16 protein-coding genes are annotated in these 16,641 nt (G+C 59.6%); 10 read left to right on the top strand and 6 right to left on the bottom strand.

The features are described from left to right. Positions 1 to 82: 82 nt before the first annotated feature. The 3 genes from fdhD to K5K89_RS02205 all read left to right on the top strand — a co-directional run bounded on the left by fdhD (position 83) and on the right by K5K89_RS02205 (position 4,009). Entirely contained in the window at positions 83 to 922 is an 840-nt protein-coding gene (gene fdhD, locus K5K89_RS02215; RefSeq protein WP_071492481.1) for a formate dehydrogenase accessory sulfurtransferase FdhD, read from the top strand. After that, on the top strand, positions 919 to 3,267 hold the full coding sequence (locus K5K89_RS02210) for an FdhF/YdeP family oxidoreductase (protein WP_071492482.1): 2,349 nt from the start codon (positions 919 to 921) through the stop codon (positions 3,265 to 3,267). The genes fdhD and K5K89_RS02210 overlap by 4 nt, the downstream gene beginning before the upstream one ends. A 265-nt stretch (positions 3,268 to 3,532) precedes the next feature. Next, positions 3,533 to 4,009, top strand: coding sequence for a glycine zipper domain-containing protein (locus K5K89_RS02205; RefSeq protein ID WP_058424794.1), 477 nt, complete (start codon positions 3,533 to 3,535; stop codon positions 4,007 to 4,009). 34 nt (positions 4,010 to 4,043) lie between these two features. On the opposite strand, the gene K5K89_RS02200 is transcribed toward K5K89_RS02205, so the two are convergent. Beyond that, positions 4,044 to 4,478, bottom strand: a complete 435-nt coding sequence (locus tag K5K89_RS02200) for an acyl-CoA thioesterase (protein WP_071492483.1) — start codon at positions 4,476 to 4,478, stop codon at positions 4,044 to 4,046. Positions 4,479 to 4,500: 22 nt separating this feature from the next. After that, complete coding sequence (locus tag K5K89_RS02195) at positions 4,501 to 6,438, bottom strand: ATP-dependent DNA helicase RecQ (RefSeq protein WP_222540776.1); 1,938 nt, start codon at positions 6,436 to 6,438, stop codon at positions 4,501 to 4,503. Positions 6,439 to 6,602: 164 nt separating this feature from the next. Here K5K89_RS02195 and K5K89_RS02190 point away from each other — a divergent pair, with 164 nt between their 5' ends. After that, complete coding sequence (locus K5K89_RS02190) at positions 6,603 to 7,652, top strand: S8 family peptidase (RefSeq protein WP_222540775.1); 1,050 nt, start codon at positions 6,603 to 6,605, stop codon at positions 7,650 to 7,652. 62 nt (positions 7,653 to 7,714) lie between these two features. Here the strand turns inward: K5K89_RS02190 and K5K89_RS02185 are convergent, their stop codons facing one another. Then, positions 7,715 to 8,890 carry a tetratricopeptide repeat protein gene (locus K5K89_RS02185; protein WP_092248522.1) on the bottom strand — a complete coding sequence of 392 codons (1,176 nt, stop codon included), beginning with the start codon at positions 8,888 to 8,890 and terminating at the stop codon, positions 7,715 to 7,717. A 175-nt stretch (positions 8,891 to 9,065) separates the two neighbouring features. Between K5K89_RS02185 and K5K89_RS02180 the strand changes: the two genes are divergently transcribed. The 4 genes from K5K89_RS02180 (at position 9,066) to K5K89_RS02165 (ending at position 11,694) form a co-directional block, all read left to right on the top strand. Then, positions 9,066 to 9,236, top strand: a complete 171-nt coding sequence (locus K5K89_RS02180; RefSeq protein ID WP_016979054.1) for a YhfG family protein — start codon at positions 9,066 to 9,068, stop codon at positions 9,234 to 9,236. Beyond that, on the top strand, positions 9,236 to 9,835 hold the full coding sequence (locus tag K5K89_RS02175) for a putative adenosine monophosphate-protein transferase Fic (protein ID WP_071492487.1): 600 nt from the start codon (positions 9,236 to 9,238) through the stop codon (positions 9,833 to 9,835). Before K5K89_RS02180 ends, K5K89_RS02175 begins: the two co-directional genes overlap by 1 nt. Before the next feature lie 266 nt (positions 9,836 to 10,101). Then, a complete protein-coding gene (locus tag K5K89_RS28835) occupies positions 10,102 to 10,734 on the top strand; it encodes a DUF1493 family protein (RefSeq protein WP_261400888.1) in 633 nt (210 codons plus the stop codon). Positions 10,735 to 10,830: 96 nt separating this feature from the next. Beyond that, positions 10,831 to 11,694, top strand: coding sequence for a DMT family transporter (locus tag K5K89_RS02165; RefSeq protein WP_231999476.1), 864 nt, complete (start codon positions 10,831 to 10,833; stop codon positions 11,692 to 11,694). A gap of 58 nt (positions 11,695 to 11,752) precedes the next feature. Here the strand turns inward: K5K89_RS02165 and K5K89_RS02160 are convergent, their stop codons facing one another. Then, positions 11,753 to 13,294: a phosphoenolpyruvate carboxykinase gene (locus K5K89_RS02160; protein WP_071492490.1), complete on the bottom strand. Its 1,542-nt coding sequence runs from the start codon at positions 13,292 to 13,294 to the stop codon at positions 11,753 to 11,755. A gap of 179 nt (positions 13,295 to 13,473) precedes the next feature. Then, on the bottom strand, positions 13,474 to 14,376 hold the full coding sequence (gene hslO / locus K5K89_RS02155; protein WP_071492491.1) for an Hsp33 family molecular chaperone HslO: 903 nt from the start codon (positions 14,374 to 14,376) through the stop codon (positions 13,474 to 13,476). 103 nt (positions 14,377 to 14,479) lie between these two features. Between hslO and K5K89_RS02150 the strand changes: the two genes are divergently transcribed. Then, entirely contained in the window at positions 14,480 to 15,283 is an 804-nt protein-coding gene (locus K5K89_RS02150) for a phosphatase PAP2 family protein (protein ID WP_071492492.1), read from the top strand. Between the two features lie 52 nt (positions 15,284 to 15,335). Here the strand turns inward: K5K89_RS02150 and K5K89_RS02145 are convergent, their stop codons facing one another. Further along, on the bottom strand, positions 15,336 to 15,743 hold the full coding sequence (locus K5K89_RS02145; RefSeq protein ID WP_058424805.1) for an RNA-binding S4 domain-containing protein: 408 nt from the start codon (positions 15,741 to 15,743) through the stop codon (positions 15,336 to 15,338). A gap of 116 nt (positions 15,744 to 15,859) precedes the next feature. Between K5K89_RS02145 and K5K89_RS02140 the strand changes: the two genes are divergently transcribed. After that, entirely contained in the window at positions 15,860 to 16,639 is a 780-nt protein-coding gene (locus K5K89_RS02140; RefSeq protein ID WP_222540773.1) for an EAL domain-containing protein, read from the top strand. Positions 16,640 to 16,641 lie beyond the last annotated feature (2 nt).

The raw sequence follows: 16,641 nt of genomic DNA, 5'->3' as shown, positions 1-16,641 counted from the left end.
GGAAGATCAGTACTGGCGATTAGACGCGACGCTTTGTCGCGCCTAGTCTAAACACTGATCAATCCGCCGGTGGTACTGCCCCATGAACGCCAAGCGCCCAGTCTGCGCGGCGCCCGCTCTTGAAACGCCAGCGCCCGCCGCCAGCCAGAGCTACCAGTATTGCAATCTCGAACATACGGAATTCGCCAGCACAGCCCTGGCCGAGGAAGTGGCGTTGGCGATTGCCTACAACGACATCAGCCAAGCGGTAATGCTGGTGACGCCGACAGACCTGGAAGACTTTATCGTCGGCTTCAGTATAGGCAGCGGCATTATCGCCGACGTTAGCGACATTTATGATCTAAAACTCAGCGGATCGGGCTCTGCTCAATACGCTCAGGTGCAGATCTCCAGCCGTGCCTTCTGGAACCTCAAGCAACAGCGCCGGCAACTGGCCGGCACCAGTGGTTGCGGTCTGTGCGGTGTAGAGGCGGTAGAACAAGCATTGCCTGACCTTGATGTACTGCCGGGTGCGCCTTTGCCGCCTGCCGAATGGCTGGATGGCCTGCGCCAACGCATCAGCGCGTTCCAGCCCTTGGGCCAGTACAGCGGCGCCGTGCATGCCGCCGTATTTATGAACGGCCAGGGCGAATTGTTGCTGGGCCGCGAAGACATTGGCCGACATAACGCCCTGGATAAATTGATCGGTGCATTGATCCGCCAAAAAATTCCGACCGAAGGCGGCCTGGCGATTGTTACCAGCCGTTGCAGCCTGGAGTTGATCCAGAAAGTCCTGCGCGCGGGCATCCAGACCCTGGTCAGCCTGTCGTCACCCACCGGTCTCGCCCTGCAATGGGCGCGCCGGCATAACCTCAATCTCATCCACCTGCCGCAGAAAAGTGCGCCGCGGGTCTACAGCCCTGCGATGGAGAACCAGCCATGAGCCAGCACCACCAAGCCGACCAAACCCCGACCCCGCGCTACAAGCCCTACAAAGGCCCGGCCGGCGGCTGGGGCGCACTGATCAGCGTGGCGCAAGCCTGGCTGACCAGCGACAACGCGCTGAAAAACCTGCGCATGATGCTCAAGACCAACCAGAACGGCGGCTTCGACTGCCCGGGCTGCGCCTGGGGTGACTCGCCGGAGAGCGGCATGGTCAAGTTCTGTGAAAACGGCGCCAAGGCGGTCAACTGGGAAGCTACCAAGCGCCGTGTGGATGGTGCATTTTTTGCCAAGCACAGCGTCACCGCCTTGCTGGAACAGAGCGACTACTGGCTGGAATACCAGGGCCGCCTGACCGAGCCGATGCGCTATGACGCCGAAACCGACCGCTACACGCCCATCAGTTGGGAAGCGGCCTTCGACCTGGTCGGCAGGCACCTCAACGCCCTGCCCAGCCCTGACATGGCCGAGTTCTACACCTCGGGTCGCGCCAGCAACGAAGCGGCCTACCTGTACCAATTGTTCGTGCGCGCCTACGGCACCAACAACTTCCCGGACTGTTCGAACATGTGCCACGAAGCCAGCGGCGTTGCCCTGGCGCAAAGCGTGGGGGTCGGCAAAGGCACCGTGACCTTTGATGACTTCGAACATGCCGATGCGATCTTCGTCTGGGGCCAGAACCCCGGCACCAACCACCCGCGCATGCTTGAACCGCTGCGTGAAGCGGTTAAACGCGGCGCTCAGGTGGTGTGCATCAACCCACTCAAAGAGCGCGGCCTGGAACGCTTCCAGCACCCGCAACACCCGCTGGAAATGCTCACCAACGGCGACAAGCCAACCAACACCGCCTACTTCCGCCCGGCGCTGGGGGGCGACATGGCCATCCTGCGCGGCATGGCCAAGTTCCTGCTGCTGTGGGAACGCCAGGCCCAGGCCGAAGGCAAGGAGGCCGTGTTCGACCACGACTTCCTCAACGAGCACACCGCCAACGTGCTGGAATACCTGGGCAAGATCGACGATACCTCCTGGGATGAGATCGTCGAACAGTCCGGCCTGACCCTGGTCGAGATCGAGCAAGCGGCGCGCATGTACGCCAAAGGCAAGAACGTGATCATGTGCTGGGCGATGGGCATCACCCAGCACCGCCATTCGGTGCCGACCATCCAGGAAATCGCCAACCTGATGCTGCTGCGCGGCAATATCGGCCGCCCAGGCGCCGGCCTGTGCCCGGTGCGTGGCCACAGTAACGTGCAGGGCGACCGCACCATGGGCATCAACGAACGCCCTCCGGTGGCGTTCCTCGATGCCCTGGAGCGTCGCTTCCAATTCCAGGTGCCGCGTGAAAACGGGCACAACGTGGTGGAAGCCATCCACGCCATGCTCGAAGGCCGCTCCAAGGTGTTTATCGGCCTGGGCGGCAACTTCGCCCAAGCCACGCCGGACAGCCTGCGTACCTTCGAAGCCCTGCGCAATTGCGACCTTACCGTGCAAATCAGCACCAAGCTCAACCGTAGCCATTTGATGCACGGCAAAGATGCACTGATCCTGCCGTGCCTGGGCCGTACCGACATCGATATCCAGGCCGAAGGCCCGCAAGCGGTGACGGTGGAAGACTCGTTCAGCATGGTCCACGGTTCCAATGGCCAGTTGCAGCCGCTGTCGAAACTCATGAAATCCGAACCGGCAATCCTGGCCGGTATCGCTGCCGCGACCCTGGGCAGCAAGCCGGTGGACTGGAACTGGCTGGTGGCCGACTACAGCCGCATCCGCGACCTGATTGCCGACACCATTCCCGGCTTCAAGGACTTCAACGAGAAGATCAAGCATCCGGGCGGTTTCTATCTGGGCAACTCCGCGGGCGCGCGCCGCTGGAATACCCCGTCGGGCCGCGCCAACTTCCGCCCGAACATCCTGCCCAAGGACTTGATCCACGAACGCACCCACGCGACCGGCCGCGTACCGGACCTGATCATGCAATCGATGCGCTCCCACGATCAGTACAACACCACCATCTACGGCCTGGACGACCGCTACCGTGGGGTCAAGGGCCAGCGTGACGTGCTGTTCGTCAACGAAGCCGACATCATCCGCCTGGGCTTCAAGCCAGGGCAGAAGGCCGACATCGTGTCGTTGTGGGAGGACGGCCGCGAGCGCCGTGTGAAGGGCTTTACCTTGCTGGCGTTCGATATTCCGGCGGGGCAGGCTGCGGCTTACTACCCGGAAGTGAACCCGCTGGTGCCGTTGGAAAGCACCGGGGATGGCAGCCATACACCGACGTCGAAGTTCGTGGCGATCCGGTTGGAAGCGGCGAGTGACAATGGCTTGATCATGGCGCGCTCGGCCTGATCGGGACCGTTGTGGTGGGCAGACTTGTATTGGCCTGCTCGCCACTGGGAATTACCCGCAAAGGAATTTCAGGCACAAAAAAGGCCGCTTTTGCATAAAAGCGGCCGTTCCGAAGTAGCTAAAGACTCGCAAAACAGACTTAAGTTCCCGAGTAAAAACAGTAACTTATAGAATTGTGTACAACTCGTGCTACTGGTCGGATTTCTATTGTCACAATCCAGATACAGCCTCAGGATCGCGCCGTCATCCTCTTGAGGTCTCCCTAATGAAGTTCTCCTCGATTCTCTTGTTGTCCCTTGGCCTGGTCAGTGGCGCAGCCATGGCCGGTGGCACCACCGAAGCCGGTGTGGGCGGCGCATTGGGCGGGGTTCTGGGTTCGGTCGTTGGCCAGCAGCTAGGCGGCAACACGGGTTCGACCATCGGCGCAGCCTTGGGTGGCGCGGGTGGTAGTGCGGTGGGCGCCGACAAGCGCAGCCGTGGCGAAGCCGCTATTGGCGGCGCATTGGGCGCAGCCGGCGGCAACGTTGTGGGCCGCAGTGTCGGCGGCAGCACCGGCGCACTGATCGGTTCAGCGGCCGGCGGTGGTGCCGGTGGCGCACTGGGCAACTACATGGGCAACAAGAGCGATGACGACGACCGGCGTAGCCGTGGCCGTGATCACCGCCGTTATGACCGTGACGACCACCGTGGGCGCGGTCATGCCTATGGGCATCGCAAGAACAAGCATCACTACCGCGACTGATAGTTGCTGAGTGCAGGAGCCGGCTTGCCGGCTCCTACAGGGTGATCAACCGCTGCAATGCCTCGCGCAACCGCCCCGGAATCGTCACCGGCTGGTTCGTCCCCCGATCCACGAACACATGCACAAACCGCCCCGCCGCACAGGCGTCTTCTTCGCCCGCCTTGAACACCGCCAACTCGTACTGCACTGAGCTGTTGCCCAGCTTGCCCACCCGCAGGCCGATGTCGATGCGCTCGGGAAAGGCGATCGACGCAAAGTAATCACACGCCGAACTCACCACAAACCCCACCACATCGCCGTCCTGAATATCCAGACCACCTTGCTCGATCAGGTAGGTATTCACTGCCGTGTCAAAGAAGCTGTAGTAGGTCACGTTGTTCACATGGCCATACACATCGTTGTCGTGCCAACGCGTGATGATCGGCTGGAAGTGAGGGAAATCGGCGCGTTGCGGTACGGTATCAGGCATCGGGTCATCTCGTGAAGGTGAATTACAGGTCATTCAAATGGGCCTGGGCCCACTCGCGTACCTCGGCGTACGGATACTCTTCCAGCACAGCAAAACCCGGAATACCTCGCGCCTTCAGCTTGGTAAACAACGGCACGCTGATGCCCCCGAGGAAACGCGTCAGGCGTTCCGCGCCAGGCAGTTGCCCGGTGTGTTCATGATGCCTGTGGATAAAATCGCCGCACAGCTCCATGAAGTTCTTATCCACAAGTGGCGGCAAGCCCGGCGGCGAAGGAAGGCGCGCAACATGACCGTGGCACACCGAGCAATGCCCACAACGCTGCGGTGCATTTTCATCGCCAAAGTACTGTGCCAGGCGCTGCCCCAGGCAGTGTTCGGTGGCAAACAGATCGAGCATGGCGTGAATCCGCGCGACTTCTGCCACCTCGTGCTGCTTGAAGCCTGTGTATAACTCAACGCTCAACACCTGTGGATCGAAATCGGTCTCCAGCAGGCTGTAGACCTCGGTCATTTGCTTGCTTTCCAGTTCGATCAGGCCCTGCTCCTGGAAATAATCCAGCGCCTTCACCACCCGATTGCGCTCGGCGTTGTGCTGCTGATACAGCACGTCGAAATCCACTGTCGCCCAGCTCCTCGCGCGCTTGCAAACCTGGATGATCGCCGCGACAAACTGCTGCCGCTCACCGGAGAAACGTGCCAGCAAAGCCTCAGGTTCGACCAGGTATTTGAAACGGTACTCGGCATAAAACGCGTAACGCGGCGCGATCACGCCCTTGAGCTCCAACTGCACCAGCAGCGTCTTCAACGGCAGCTCGCGGATATTGCTGAGGTCCGACAAGGACCTGAGCAAAAACTCCCACTGCCCATCGCCCCGCGCGGCCTGCAACTCTTCCAGCACCCGCCGGATACCTTCCTGCTCTGGCGTATCGCCGTACACGAAGTTTTCCAGCACATTGAGGCTGTCGCGATTGGCCAGCACCAGGCAGTCGGATGGCTGCCCATCACGCCCCGCCCGGCCAATCTCCTGGCTGTAGTTCTCGATGGATTTGGGCAGGTCAAAGTGCACCACGTTGCGGATATCACTCTTGTCGATGCCCATGCCAAACGCGATGGTGGCGACGATGCAATTGGAGCGCCCCCCCATGAAGCGCTGCTGGATACCCTCGCGTTTATCGTGGGGCAGACCCGCGTGATAGGCCTCGGCCTGGATGCCGTTGCGATTCAGGTGCTCGGCAATCTGCTCGGCGGTTTTCTGCAAGGTCACGTAGACAATGCTCGGCTGCTCGACGCGCTCACTCATCCACTGCACCAGCCGGCGACGCTTGTCCGCACCGCTGACCGGCTCCACCAGCAGGTTGAGGTTGGGCCGGTAGAAGCCCGTGGTGACCACATCGTCCGGGGCAATGGCGAACTTGGCCTGCATGTCGGCAATCACCTTGGGCGTGGCTGTCGCCGTCAGCAGCAGTGCTTGTGGGATATTGAACTGACGCTGGTAGTCCGGCAGTTTCAGATAGTCCGGACGGAAGTTGTGACCCCATTCGGAAATACAGTGGGCCTCGTCCACCACCAACAACGAGATCCGCACACTTTGCAGGAAGTTACGGAAGCGCTCGTTCTTCAAGCGCTCCACCGAAATCATCAGGATCTTGAGTTCGCCCGACCGCGCACGGGCCATGACCTCATTGGCCTCATCGCGGTTCTGGGCCGAGTCGATACTGCCCGCCGCAATGCCATGGCGCTGCAGGAAACCCAGCTGGTCCTGCATCAACGCCAACAGCGGCGATACCACCAGCGTCAGGTGCGGCAGCAACACCGCCGACAGCTGGTAACACAGGGACTTGCCCGACCCGGTAGGGAAAATAGCGGCCGCCGAACGCCCGGCCAGTATGGCGCTGACCGTTTCTTCCTGGCCCGGACGAAACTGTGGATAACCAAAGACCTGTTGGAGGGTGTCGTGCATAGGCTGTCACTCCATTGACCGCTGAGGGAGTCAAAAACATAGATCAGCGATCGAGAATAGGTCGGGGATAAACGCTACAAACTGATACAGAGAAAACCAGCAGGCCGACGCAAAAACGAAGACATTAACATGCCTGATCACAAGCGCCCGACACGGAGTCGTGAATGTCGCACAAGCCAGTATTCCCATCGCTACGCCCGATCCTGCTCACATTGCCGCTGTTGCTGTTGGGGTGCGTGACCCCACCCTCCCCAAAGCCCGCCGAGCCGGATACACAGCGCTTTGAAACCCTCGAATACCTGGCGCAAAAAGCCCTGCCCGTCGTCAAGGCATCAGCACTCTACGCACGGGGTGGCACAGGCCAGGGTGTCAAAGTGGCACTGATTGATTCAGGCCTGAACCAGGACCTGCCTGAGTTCTACGGTCGCGTGGCCGACCCGGGCTACGACTTTGTGCGCAGCCAGCCAGGAACGCTCGATATCAAGGGTCACGGCACCCAGATGGCCGGTATTCTCGCCGCCAACAAGAACGACCAGGGCATCCACGGCATTGCGTTTAACGCCCAGTTGATTCCCATGCGCTTCGGTGATGACAAGGAGCCTTTTTATTTTGACAGTGAAATTGCCCGGGCCTGGACGCTCGCACACACAAAGGGCGCACGGATCTTCAGCAACTCATGGGCCAATCCCATCGAAGCCAACACCAACGAAGTTCCCATCTATGAACGCTTGATGGGGGACTCATTGGACGTGGCGAAAAAGCTGGTCGCCGAGGGTGATGTTTTCGTGTTTTCCACCGGCAATGAGGTCAAGCGTGAGCCGCTTGCCGAGCCCGGCCTGCCGGCACTGGTGCCTGAACTGGAGAAGGGCTGGATAGCCGTCATGGCACTCAAGAGCGACGGCACCGCCATCAATCTCAAGTCCAACTATTGCGGCCTCGCGGCGCGCTGGTGCATCGCGGTACCGGGAGGTGACGGTGGTGCAGGGCTGTTGACCACCAACAAGGACGGCAGCTACGGACCTACGGCCGGCACTTCGCCAGCCGCTGCGCTGGTCAGCGGCGCCTTGGCTGCCTTGCAAAGTCGCTTTCCCGAAATGACGCCGCAACAAGTGCGTGACCGCCTGCTCAGCACCGCCAATCGAACAGGCATCTACGCCAACAGCGAAGCCTATGGGCGTGGGTTGATGGACCTGGACGCTGCCTCGCGCCTGTAATCGTGCCCAAACGAACAACGCGCCCTAAGGCGCGTTGTCGGTAGAACATTTGTCGCTGTGTATCAGCGGTTCTGCACCCGCTCGATCGCCGTGTCATACACCGGGTTAGCCTTCTGCTCCTTGGCCAACTGATAGTGACGCAACGCATCCGGGAACTGCCCCGCCGCTTCGTAGATCCGCGCAATGTTGTAGTAAGCGCCCGCTCGCACCGTCGCAGCGTTCGCGCCCGTGGCGAGGGCGATAGCCTTGCGGTTGGCCCAGATCGACTCGGCGGTGTTGCCGGCCTTCTGATACGCCAGGCCCAGGTTGCCGTAGGCCTTGCCGAAACCATTGTCCAACTCGATAGCCTGGCGGAACAGGTCGATAGCCTGGTCCAGCTTGCCGGCCTGGTAAGCCGCTTCACCTTGCACGTTCAGACGTTTCGCATCGGCTTGTGCAGAAGAGCTCACCGCCACAGCGGTAACGGCCACGCTGTCATCCAGCAACGGTTTGACTTCGTTAAGCACGTTCGCCGCGTTCACCGTCACGCCACTGAAGGTGTTGATGTCCTGGAAGTCGCCACTGCCGGTCATGCGGAACACGGTCCACAGGTTGCCGCTGCGGTTTTTCGGCACGTAGTAGGTACGCACCAGCGATTGGCCCATGTACACGAATACCTTGGCTTCGCTGTTGGACAGCTGGCGCGAGCCTGGATTGCCGCCGTTGGTGAAGTCATGCACGGCATACACGTAGCTTTCGCCGTAGTGTTTTTTCTGCAGGGTGATGGTTTCCGGGCCGTAGCTGTCGACGTCATCCACGTCCAGTTCAGCGTCGGTGCCCGTCTTGTTCTCGAAGTAGATATTGTTGCCAGGGAAGATCATGTGGGAGTCGAGGTCTTCCGGGGTTTTGCCCCAGGTCAGTACCACACGCAGGCCGTCGAGGTTTTCCATCACCGGGCTGATGGCATACGTCATCCCGGCGCATGGGCACTTCACCACCAGGTTCGAGTAGCCGGGCTTCTTGATGATCAGAAGATTGGTGGCATCGTCTGCGGCTTCGCTGGTGAGGGTCACTTGCCCCTGGGCGTTGGTACGGCCCACTACGTTCTGCGCACCGTTGCGTTGCAGCAACACCTCGGCGTCGGCGATTTTCTGGTCCTTGACCACCGCACTGAGCACTTCAATCGGCAATTGCGCCGCCTGGACTGAAAACGCGACCGCACACAATGACATTGCCGAAGCAACACGCAGCAAACCCATGCTTAACTCCCTTTAAGTAGCGGGCGGAATCGCCCTGCAAGATTTTGCGGTGAAACATACTCCGAAATGCGTGGGCTGGCGGATTATTTATACAGAATGTGACGTGGTTTTTATCCCGTCTGCCTGTTGAAGCATTGCGCTACAATCAAACCTTGCTACCCAAGAGTACGCTGCCATGAGCGAACCGACGTTTGAGCAAAAACAGGATCATTACCACAAGATCCGCCGTTCCAATTACCTGGCCAGCCTGCGCCTGGAAGGGTTCGACACCCAACCGGCCGACGTCGACAAGCCCTTGCCGACCCGTGAAGCCGTCCTTGCCAAGTACCGCAACACCCCACGCTGATGCTCGACAAATACGGGGTGGGCCAGGATCCGTACTGCTATCCCGGTAGCAGCGTCCTGCGCAACCGCCTCGATCTGCACGACGAAACCCGACTGCACCAGGCCGAGCGAGAATTATCCGAAATCGCCGTAGGCAACCTACCTCTCTTCCCGCCGCCCTACGACCTCGAACGCCTGCAACACATCCACCGCGTCCTGTTCGGCGACCTCTACGACTGGGCCGGTGAACTGCGCAGCGTCAACATCCAGAAGGGCGACACGCTGTTCTGCACCCCGGAACGCATCCCCCCGGAAGCGGCGAAGATCATCCGGCAAATGGAGGCAGCGAACTGGTATGTCGGGGCGAGCCAGGCCGAGCTGGTGAAGCAGATTGCCGAAGCCTATGGCGACCTCAACGTCATCCACCCCTTCCGCGAAGGCAACGGCCGGGCGCAGCGGATTTTGTTCGAGCAGATCATCGTGAATGCCGGGTTTTCAGTGAACTGGTGGCTGGTGAAACACGCAGCGTGGATACCGGCGAATATTGATGCGGTGGCCTGTGATTATCGGGGGTTGGAGGCAATTTTTGAGCGGTGTGTGAGTAGGCCGGTCGGCAACTGACACACCCCAGCCCCCCACTCACATCACTTGCCTGTTTTGCTGTTAAGTCACTGCAAGCCACAAATCCCGGAAAGCCCTGTAAGAAACCTCCAAATACCACGACATCCCCTTCTGAAACTGCTTAAAACTCCTGCCCACCCCTCTATAAAACTCACCTTTCTCTGACTGAAACTGGCGCCCTTTCAGCAGCCCCGGCAAATACAAGTGAACATTGAAAGGACTCAACATATCGGCCACGGCTCAACAGCTCCAGAGTGGCTAAGACGATGAACGAATACATCGAATGGATTTATCTGCTCCTCCTCATCGCACTGGCCGCCATAATTGACAGGTCAATAAGGCTACCAGTGCTCAGAAGATGGTTTGGACTCTGCCTCTTGGTCACCGGCCCAATACTTCTGTTGTATGCCACCTCATGGATCAGAGGTGCCCAGCTTGGGAGCCTGCCGATAATCGCCTTCGTGACAGGCATCGGGTTATTGAGCACTCAGAATATCTATTGCAAAGTAAAAGCCAATCACCCACTCCTGCGTGCCCCCACCATGAACCTCGCCCCCAACTTCCCCGAAGACCTCGTGATGCAGCAACTCCTGCAGCTCTTGCACGAAGAAATCGGCCTGCCAAAACACAAGACGATCCGCCTGCAAACTTCGATCAACTTCGACCTGGGCTGCGACGGCAGTGAGGCCAAGCACCTGATGGAAGCGCTGGAGCAGGAATTCGCCCTCGACTTGGGTGACTACGACACTTATCGTTACTTCAACCCGCCGGTGTTTGATGTGTTCCTCAAGCGCCGGGCCAAGGGGCGCGGCGAAAAAGTGCCGCTGACCATCGGCATGCTCTACCTGGCGATCAAGACTCACAGCTGGGACACGCAGACGCTGGAAAACCTGAGCTGAGCGAACACAAATTCCAGGCACACCGGTACTCAAATGTGGGAGGGGGCAAGCCCCTCCCACATTCGATGAGCGTGCTCAAAACAACAAGGACCTTACATGGACGTAACAATGGGCCTGCTGGCCGCCCTGCTGTGGGGCGGCACGGATTTTCTCGTGGGCCTCAACGCCCGCGCCGTGGGTGTTAAGCGTGCGGTGTATTTCGGCCAGGCGCTGGGCTTCCTGATCATGACCCTGCTGCTGGTCATCCTCCCGACCTTCCTGTTCAAAGCCCTCGACGCCGCGCTGAGCGTCTGGCTCCTGGGCATCGCTGCCGCCCTGTTCACTGTCTCCGGCGCTCTTGCACTGTCCAAGGCCTTCGCCCTGGGCAAAGCCGCCATCGTGGCGCCGCTGGTGACCTCCTACGGCGTGGTGACCACACTTCTGTCCTGGGCCAGCGGTGAACACATCAGCCCGACGCAACTGGGCTGCATCGCCCTGTGTGTAATCGGCGTGATCCTCTCCAGCATCCATAAGGACAACGGCGTCCCCCACAACAACCCCAGCCAGTCGATCGCCTACGCCATGCTCGCCGCCCTGCTGTATGGCACCAGCTTCTGGCTGCAAGGCCGCTACACACTGCCGGCGCTGGGACCGATCACCATGCTGTGGCTGGGTTACCTGGTGGGCCTGTGCGTACTGCTGGTGATGGTGTTGAAGATCAAGGACGGCTTGAAAATCCCACCGCTGAAAAACTGCGCGACGCTGACCGGGGCGAGCTTGATGAACCTCGGCGGGTTCTCGGCGTTTTCATGGGGGGCGATGGCGGGGTCGGTGTCGGTGGTGACCGTGATCAGTACGTTGTCGGGCGGGATCGCGGCGATCCTGGGGTTCGTGTTTTTCAAGGAACGGTTGTCGGCGGTGCAGGTGCTGGGGGTTGTGCTGGTACTGGTCGGCGCAGTGGTTTTACATATCGCCGACTAATCCGACACGCACAAAAAAGCCGCCTCACAAGAGGCGGCTTTTTCACAACCACTGAATCTTACAACTTGGGACCCGCGGCCTTGATCGCATCGCTCACTTCAAACTTCTTGAAGTTCTCGATGAACAGACCGGCCAGCGCCTTCGCCGCTTCGTCGTAGGCAGCTTTGTCGGCCCAGGTGTTACGTGGGTTCAACAGGCCGGTCTCAACGCCCGGTACGGCCAATGGCACATCGAGGTTGATGGTGTCGAGGTGTTCGGTTTCAGCACCGACCAACGCGCCGCTCTGGATCGCTGCAATCACGCCGCGAGTGGTCGGGATGTTGAAGCGCTTGCCGACGCCGTAGCCGCCGCCGGTCCAGCCGGTGTTGACCAGGTAGACCTTGGAGCCGAAGCCGCGGATACGCTTGATCAGCAGTTCAGCGTATTCGCCAGCCGGACGCGGGAAGAATGGTGCGCCGAAGCAGGTGGAGAAGGTCGACTTGATGCCGCCGCCGGAACCCATTTCAGTCGAGCCCACCAGTGCGGTGTAGCCGGACAGGAAGTGGTAGGCCGCTTGTTCTTCGCTGAGGATCGACACAGGCGGCAGTACGCCGGTCAGGTCGCAGGTCAGGAAGATCACCGCGTTTGGCTCGCCGCCCAGGTTCTTCTCGGAACGCTTGGCCACGTGCTCCAGCGGGTAGGCGGCGCGGCTGTTCTGGGTCAGGCTGACGTTGGTGTAGTCGGCGTGCCCGGCTTCGTCGATCACCACGTTTTCCAGCACGGCGCCGTGCTTGATGGCTTTCCAGATGACTGGCTCGTTCTTCTCGGACAGGTCGATGCACTTGGCATAGCAACCGCCTTCGATGTTGAACACCACGCCTTCGCCCCAGCCGTGTTCGTCGTCACCGATCAGGTAACGGCTTTCGTCGGCGGACAGGGTGGTCTTGCCGGTGCCCGACAGACCGAAGAACAGGGTCACGTCGCCTGCTTCGCCGATGTTGGCGGCGCAGTGCATCGGCAGTACGTCGGAAGCCGGCAGCAGGAAGTTCTGCACCGAGAACATGGCTTTTTTCATTTCACCGGCGTAGCGCATGCCGGCGATCAGGACTTTTTTCTGTGCGAAGTTGAGGATCACGCAACCGTCGGAGTTGGTGCCGTCACGCTCTGGCACGCATTCGAAGTTGGCCACGTTGAGCACTTGCCACTCGTCACGACCGGCCGGGTTGTACTGGGCCGGGTTGATGAACAGGCAACGACCGAACAGGTTCTGCCAGGCAGTCTGGGTGGTCATTTTCACAGCCAGGTAGTGGTCTTCGGAAGCCCCTACGTGAACGTGGGAAACAAAATGCTCTTGCGCGTTGTTGAATGCCTCGACGCGAGCCCAGAGGGCATCGAACTTGTCGGCCGGGAACTTGCGGTTGATCGGGCCCCAGGCGATGGAAGCCTGGGTGGATGGCTCTTCAACGATGAAACGGTCGACCGGCGAACGGCCAGTACGGTGACCGGTTTCGACGACCAGCGCGCCAGTATCGGCGAGCACGCCTTCACCACGCTGCAGGGCTTCTTTAACCAGATCGTCAACACTCAGATCGGTGTATACGGCGTTGTTGGCTTGCGTCATGAGGTTCCCCGTCGGCCTATGGCCGAGTGCTCCAAACGTTTTGTAGTAGAAAGTTGCGCACTACTACCGCGAAAAAAGTGGGCCGGATTATGCCAGAAAAGCCCAAAAAGAGTAGGGCCCTCCCGTCAGAACTGCGCTAATCCGGCGTTTGTCAGGTGATTTACCTGTGCTTAAACGTTTTAGTGGCGGGTGTCGGAAGGGGTGTCGATGCCTGCGCCGGCGAACAATTGCGCTACATCGGCCGCATCGAACAGGTAGCGCTCGTTGCAGAACTGGCAGTCGATCTCGATATGGCCACCGTGCTCCACCACCAGGTTTTGCGCATCTTCCAGGCCCAGGCTGGCCAGCGCATTGGCCGAACGCTCACGCGAGCAACTGCAGTTGAAGCGCAGGCCCTGTGCGTCAAACAGTCGCACGGCCTCTTCGTGGTAAAGGCGGTGCAGGATGGTTTCGTTGTCCAGGCCCAGCAATTCTTCAGCTTTCAGTGTGTCAGCCAGGGCGATGATGTGCCGCCAGCTTTCTGCGCGATCATCGTCGTCTTTGATACGGTCAGCCGGCAATTGCTGCAACAACAGGCCGCGGGCGCGCTTGCCGTCGGCGTTAAGCCAGAACTTGGTGCCCACCTGCTGGGACATGACGAAATAGTTGGTGAAGCAGTCCGACAGGGTTTCGCCATCCAGATCGACGATGCCCTGATAGCGCTGGCCTTCGGTCGGGTCGATGGTAATTGCCAGCACGCCGTTGGCCATCAGGTCGGACAAGGTGGCATCCGGCGCGATCTGATCGGCTTCATAACGGGCCAAGCCACGGATTTCACGCTCGCTGGAGCATTCGATCATCAGCATCGGCACCGGGCCTTCGGAACGCGCCTGCAGAATCAGCAAACCGTCGAACTTCATGGTGCCCACCAGCAACGCTGCCGCGGCCATCAGCTCACCGAGCAGTTGCGCGACCGGCTCCGGATAAGGGTGCTTGGCAAGGACTTCGGCATAGCTGCGCTCCAGCGAGACCAGTTCGCCGCGGGCGTCGCTCTCGTCGAAGATGAAGCGTTGGGTGAAGTCGGTATCCGGTAGATCAGTCATAGGTCTGGGTATCTGAATTGATGACAAAATGATTACAAGGTTTATAGAATTAAACGCTTTAGCACCGTTTTGGTGCGGTTTCTAGAGCCATGAGGGACAGTTTATGAACAATCCGGGTTTGTTCCAAGCCAAGTGGAACCTCGGGCGATGGGCCGTCTGCAATCTACTCGCTATCGGGCTGCTGTGTTTTTGGCTGTGGCCCACCGGCCAGATGCTGTGTGTGATGTTCGACGAGTGGCTGTTTCACCTGCTCAATGACCCGCTGGCGAGCAGCTCCACATGGCTGCACGTGTGGGCTGTCGCCAGTTTGCGACCGTTCGATGCAGTGGTCGGGGTGATTCTGCTGATGCTGTTGATTCGCGGCGATTGGGTGTTCAAGGCGGTGCAAGTGCGCCAGGCCTTGTTAGGTTTTGTCGGCATTCTGTTGCTGTTGCTGTTTATCCGCATGCTGTTTTCCAAACTCGCCGCGCACATGGGCTGGCAACACAATAGCCCGTCCATGGTGATCAGCGGGGCGATCCAGATGAGTGACTACTTCCCGGGCCTGGAGAAGACCTGGGAGTTGAAGGACCGTTCGAGTCAGAGCTTCCCGGGGGACCATGCCTCGGTGCTGCTGATCTGGGGGATGTTCATGACCGTGTTCGCCAAGCGCATCGGCCAGGTGCTGGTGATCTGGGGCCTGGCGCTGCTGTTCATGATGCCGCGCCTGGTGGCGGGGGCACATTGGGGGCAAGACGATTACATCGGCGGAGTGTTGCTGGCACTGTTGGCGTTGGGCTGGGGGTACTACACACCGTTTGCGGCGAAGGTATCGGGTGGGTTGTTGCGGGTAACGGCGCCGGTGTTCGGGATGGCTGCTCGTTTACCCATAGTGGGGCGAATGAGCGTCGTTAGAACACGGCAATAATCTGTGGCGAGCGGGCTTGCCCCGCTCACTACAAAAGCCCGTTCGATTGAGGCTAGTCATCGTTGCCACTGCCGCGAAACTTGAACAGGTCGCGGCGTTGTTTCTTGCTCGGTTTGCCATCGGTGGTCATGCCAGTGGCACCGGCCTTGCGCATCGCTGCCGCATTTTCACGCTTGGCAATGCTGGCTTCGGTTTCGGCGTATAACGCTTGCGCTTCAGGTGCGCCACGACGAACGATGGAAAGCGCCTGAACCACGACCGTCTTTTCATCAAACCCTGCACGAATCTGAAACTCATCACCGACACGTGGCTCTTTGCCCGGCTTGCAGCGCTCGCCACGATGATGCACCTTGCCGCTCTCGATGGCGGCCTTGGCCAGGGCACGGGTTTTATAGAAACGCGCCGCCCACAGCCACTTGTCCAGACGGACCTTTTCTTCCTCTTCCTGCTTTTGAGCCACTTGAATTCCTCGCTCTGAAAAATGTCGCAACTTTACCGTTGAAACCCTTCGACGCATAAATCCCAAGGCTCACCTAAGATACGCCAGGTAGCACCCTGTTTTCGCGAGGATATGTTGTGACCGAATTCCCCCTTTCACTCACCTCGCCCAACCAGCGCTGCGTGGGTTGCCAGCAAAGCGAGCCCCTCGGGTTCGATTTTGCGTTCGCTTACCAGCCTATCGTAGACCTGCGGGACCATTCGATCTTTGCCCATGAAGCCTTGGTGCGTGGCACACAAGGCGAAGGGGCGCTGTCGGTGCTGGACCAGGTCAACGAAGGCAACCGCTACCGCTTCGACCAACGCTGCCGAACCCAGGCGATCGCCGGTGCGGCAACCTTGGGAATGCAAACTCACCTTTCGATCAACTTCATGCCCAATGCCGTGTACCGCCCGGAACTGTGCATCCGTAGCACACTGGAGGCGGCTCGCGTACATAATTTTCCGTTGAACCAGCTGATTTTCGAGACCCTGGAAAGCGAGCATGTAGATAACTATCGCCATTTGACGAATATTCTGCGTGAATATCGCGAATTCGGCTTCAAGACCGCCATCGACGATTTCGGCGCGGGCTATTCGGGGCTGAACCTGCTGGCCGACTTCCAACCTGACCTGATCAAACTCGACATGGCGCTGATCCGCGATGTTGATCAGGACCGTGTCCGTCAGGTCATCGTCCAGGGGATTGTCACAATCTGTGAGCAGTTGGGAGTTACTGTCATCGCCGAAGGCATCGAAAGTGCCGGCGAACGGGACTTTCTCTCCGACTGTGGAATATTTCTGATGCAAGGCTACTGGTTCGCCAAGCCTGCATTTAAAGCCCTGGCCGAGATATCCCCTCAGGCCTGGGCAAATTGATC

The sequence above is a fragment of the Pseudomonas sp. DR208 genome (assembly GCF_019823005.1).
Classification (GTDB): domain Bacteria; phylum Pseudomonadota; class Gammaproteobacteria; order Pseudomonadales; family Pseudomonadaceae; genus Aquipseudomonas; species Aquipseudomonas extremorientalis.
Note: the sequence above shows the minus strand (reverse complement) of the source record. Positions and strands in the feature narration are given on the sequence as shown.

Coding starts and splice junctions, on each gene's coding strand:
- fdhD (WP_071492481.1), top strand. CDS start 83: ATGAACGCCAAGCGCCCAGTCTGCGCGGCGCCCGCTCTTGAAACGCCA.
- K5K89_RS02210 (WP_071492482.1), top strand. CDS start 919: ATGAGCCAGCACCACCAAGCCGACCAAACCCCGACCCCGCGCTACAAG.
- K5K89_RS02205 (WP_058424794.1), top strand. CDS start 3,533: ATGAAGTTCTCCTCGATTCTCTTGTTGTCCCTTGGCCTGGTCAGTGGC.
- K5K89_RS02200 (WP_071492483.1), bottom strand. CDS start 4,478: ATGCCTGATACCGTACCGCAACGCGCCGATTTCCCTCACTTCCAGCCG.
- K5K89_RS02195 (WP_222540776.1), bottom strand. CDS start 6,438: ATGCACGACACCCTCCAACAGGTCTTTGGTTATCCACAGTTTCGTCCG.
- K5K89_RS02190 (WP_222540775.1), top strand. CDS start 6,603: ATGTCGCACAAGCCAGTATTCCCATCGCTACGCCCGATCCTGCTCACA.
- K5K89_RS02185 (WP_092248522.1), bottom strand. CDS start 8,890: ATGGGTTTGCTGCGTGTTGCTTCGGCAATGTCATTGTGTGCGGTCGCG.
- K5K89_RS02180 (WP_016979054.1), top strand. CDS start 9,066: ATGAGCGAACCGACGTTTGAGCAAAAACAGGATCATTACCACAAGATC.
- K5K89_RS02175 (WP_071492487.1), top strand. CDS start 9,236: ATGCTCGACAAATACGGGGTGGGCCAGGATCCGTACTGCTATCCCGGT.
- K5K89_RS28835 (WP_261400888.1), top strand. CDS start 10,102: ATGAACGAATACATCGAATGGATTTATCTGCTCCTCCTCATCGCACTG.
- K5K89_RS02165 (WP_231999476.1), top strand. CDS start 10,831: ATGGACGTAACAATGGGCCTGCTGGCCGCCCTGCTGTGGGGCGGCACG.
- K5K89_RS02160 (WP_071492490.1), bottom strand. CDS start 13,294: ATGACGCAAGCCAACAACGCCGTATACACCGATCTGAGTGTTGACGAT.
- hslO (WP_071492491.1), bottom strand. CDS start 14,376: ATGACTGATCTACCGGATACCGACTTCACCCAACGCTTCATCTTCGAC.
- K5K89_RS02150 (WP_071492492.1), top strand. CDS start 14,480: ATGAACAATCCGGGTTTGTTCCAAGCCAAGTGGAACCTCGGGCGATGG.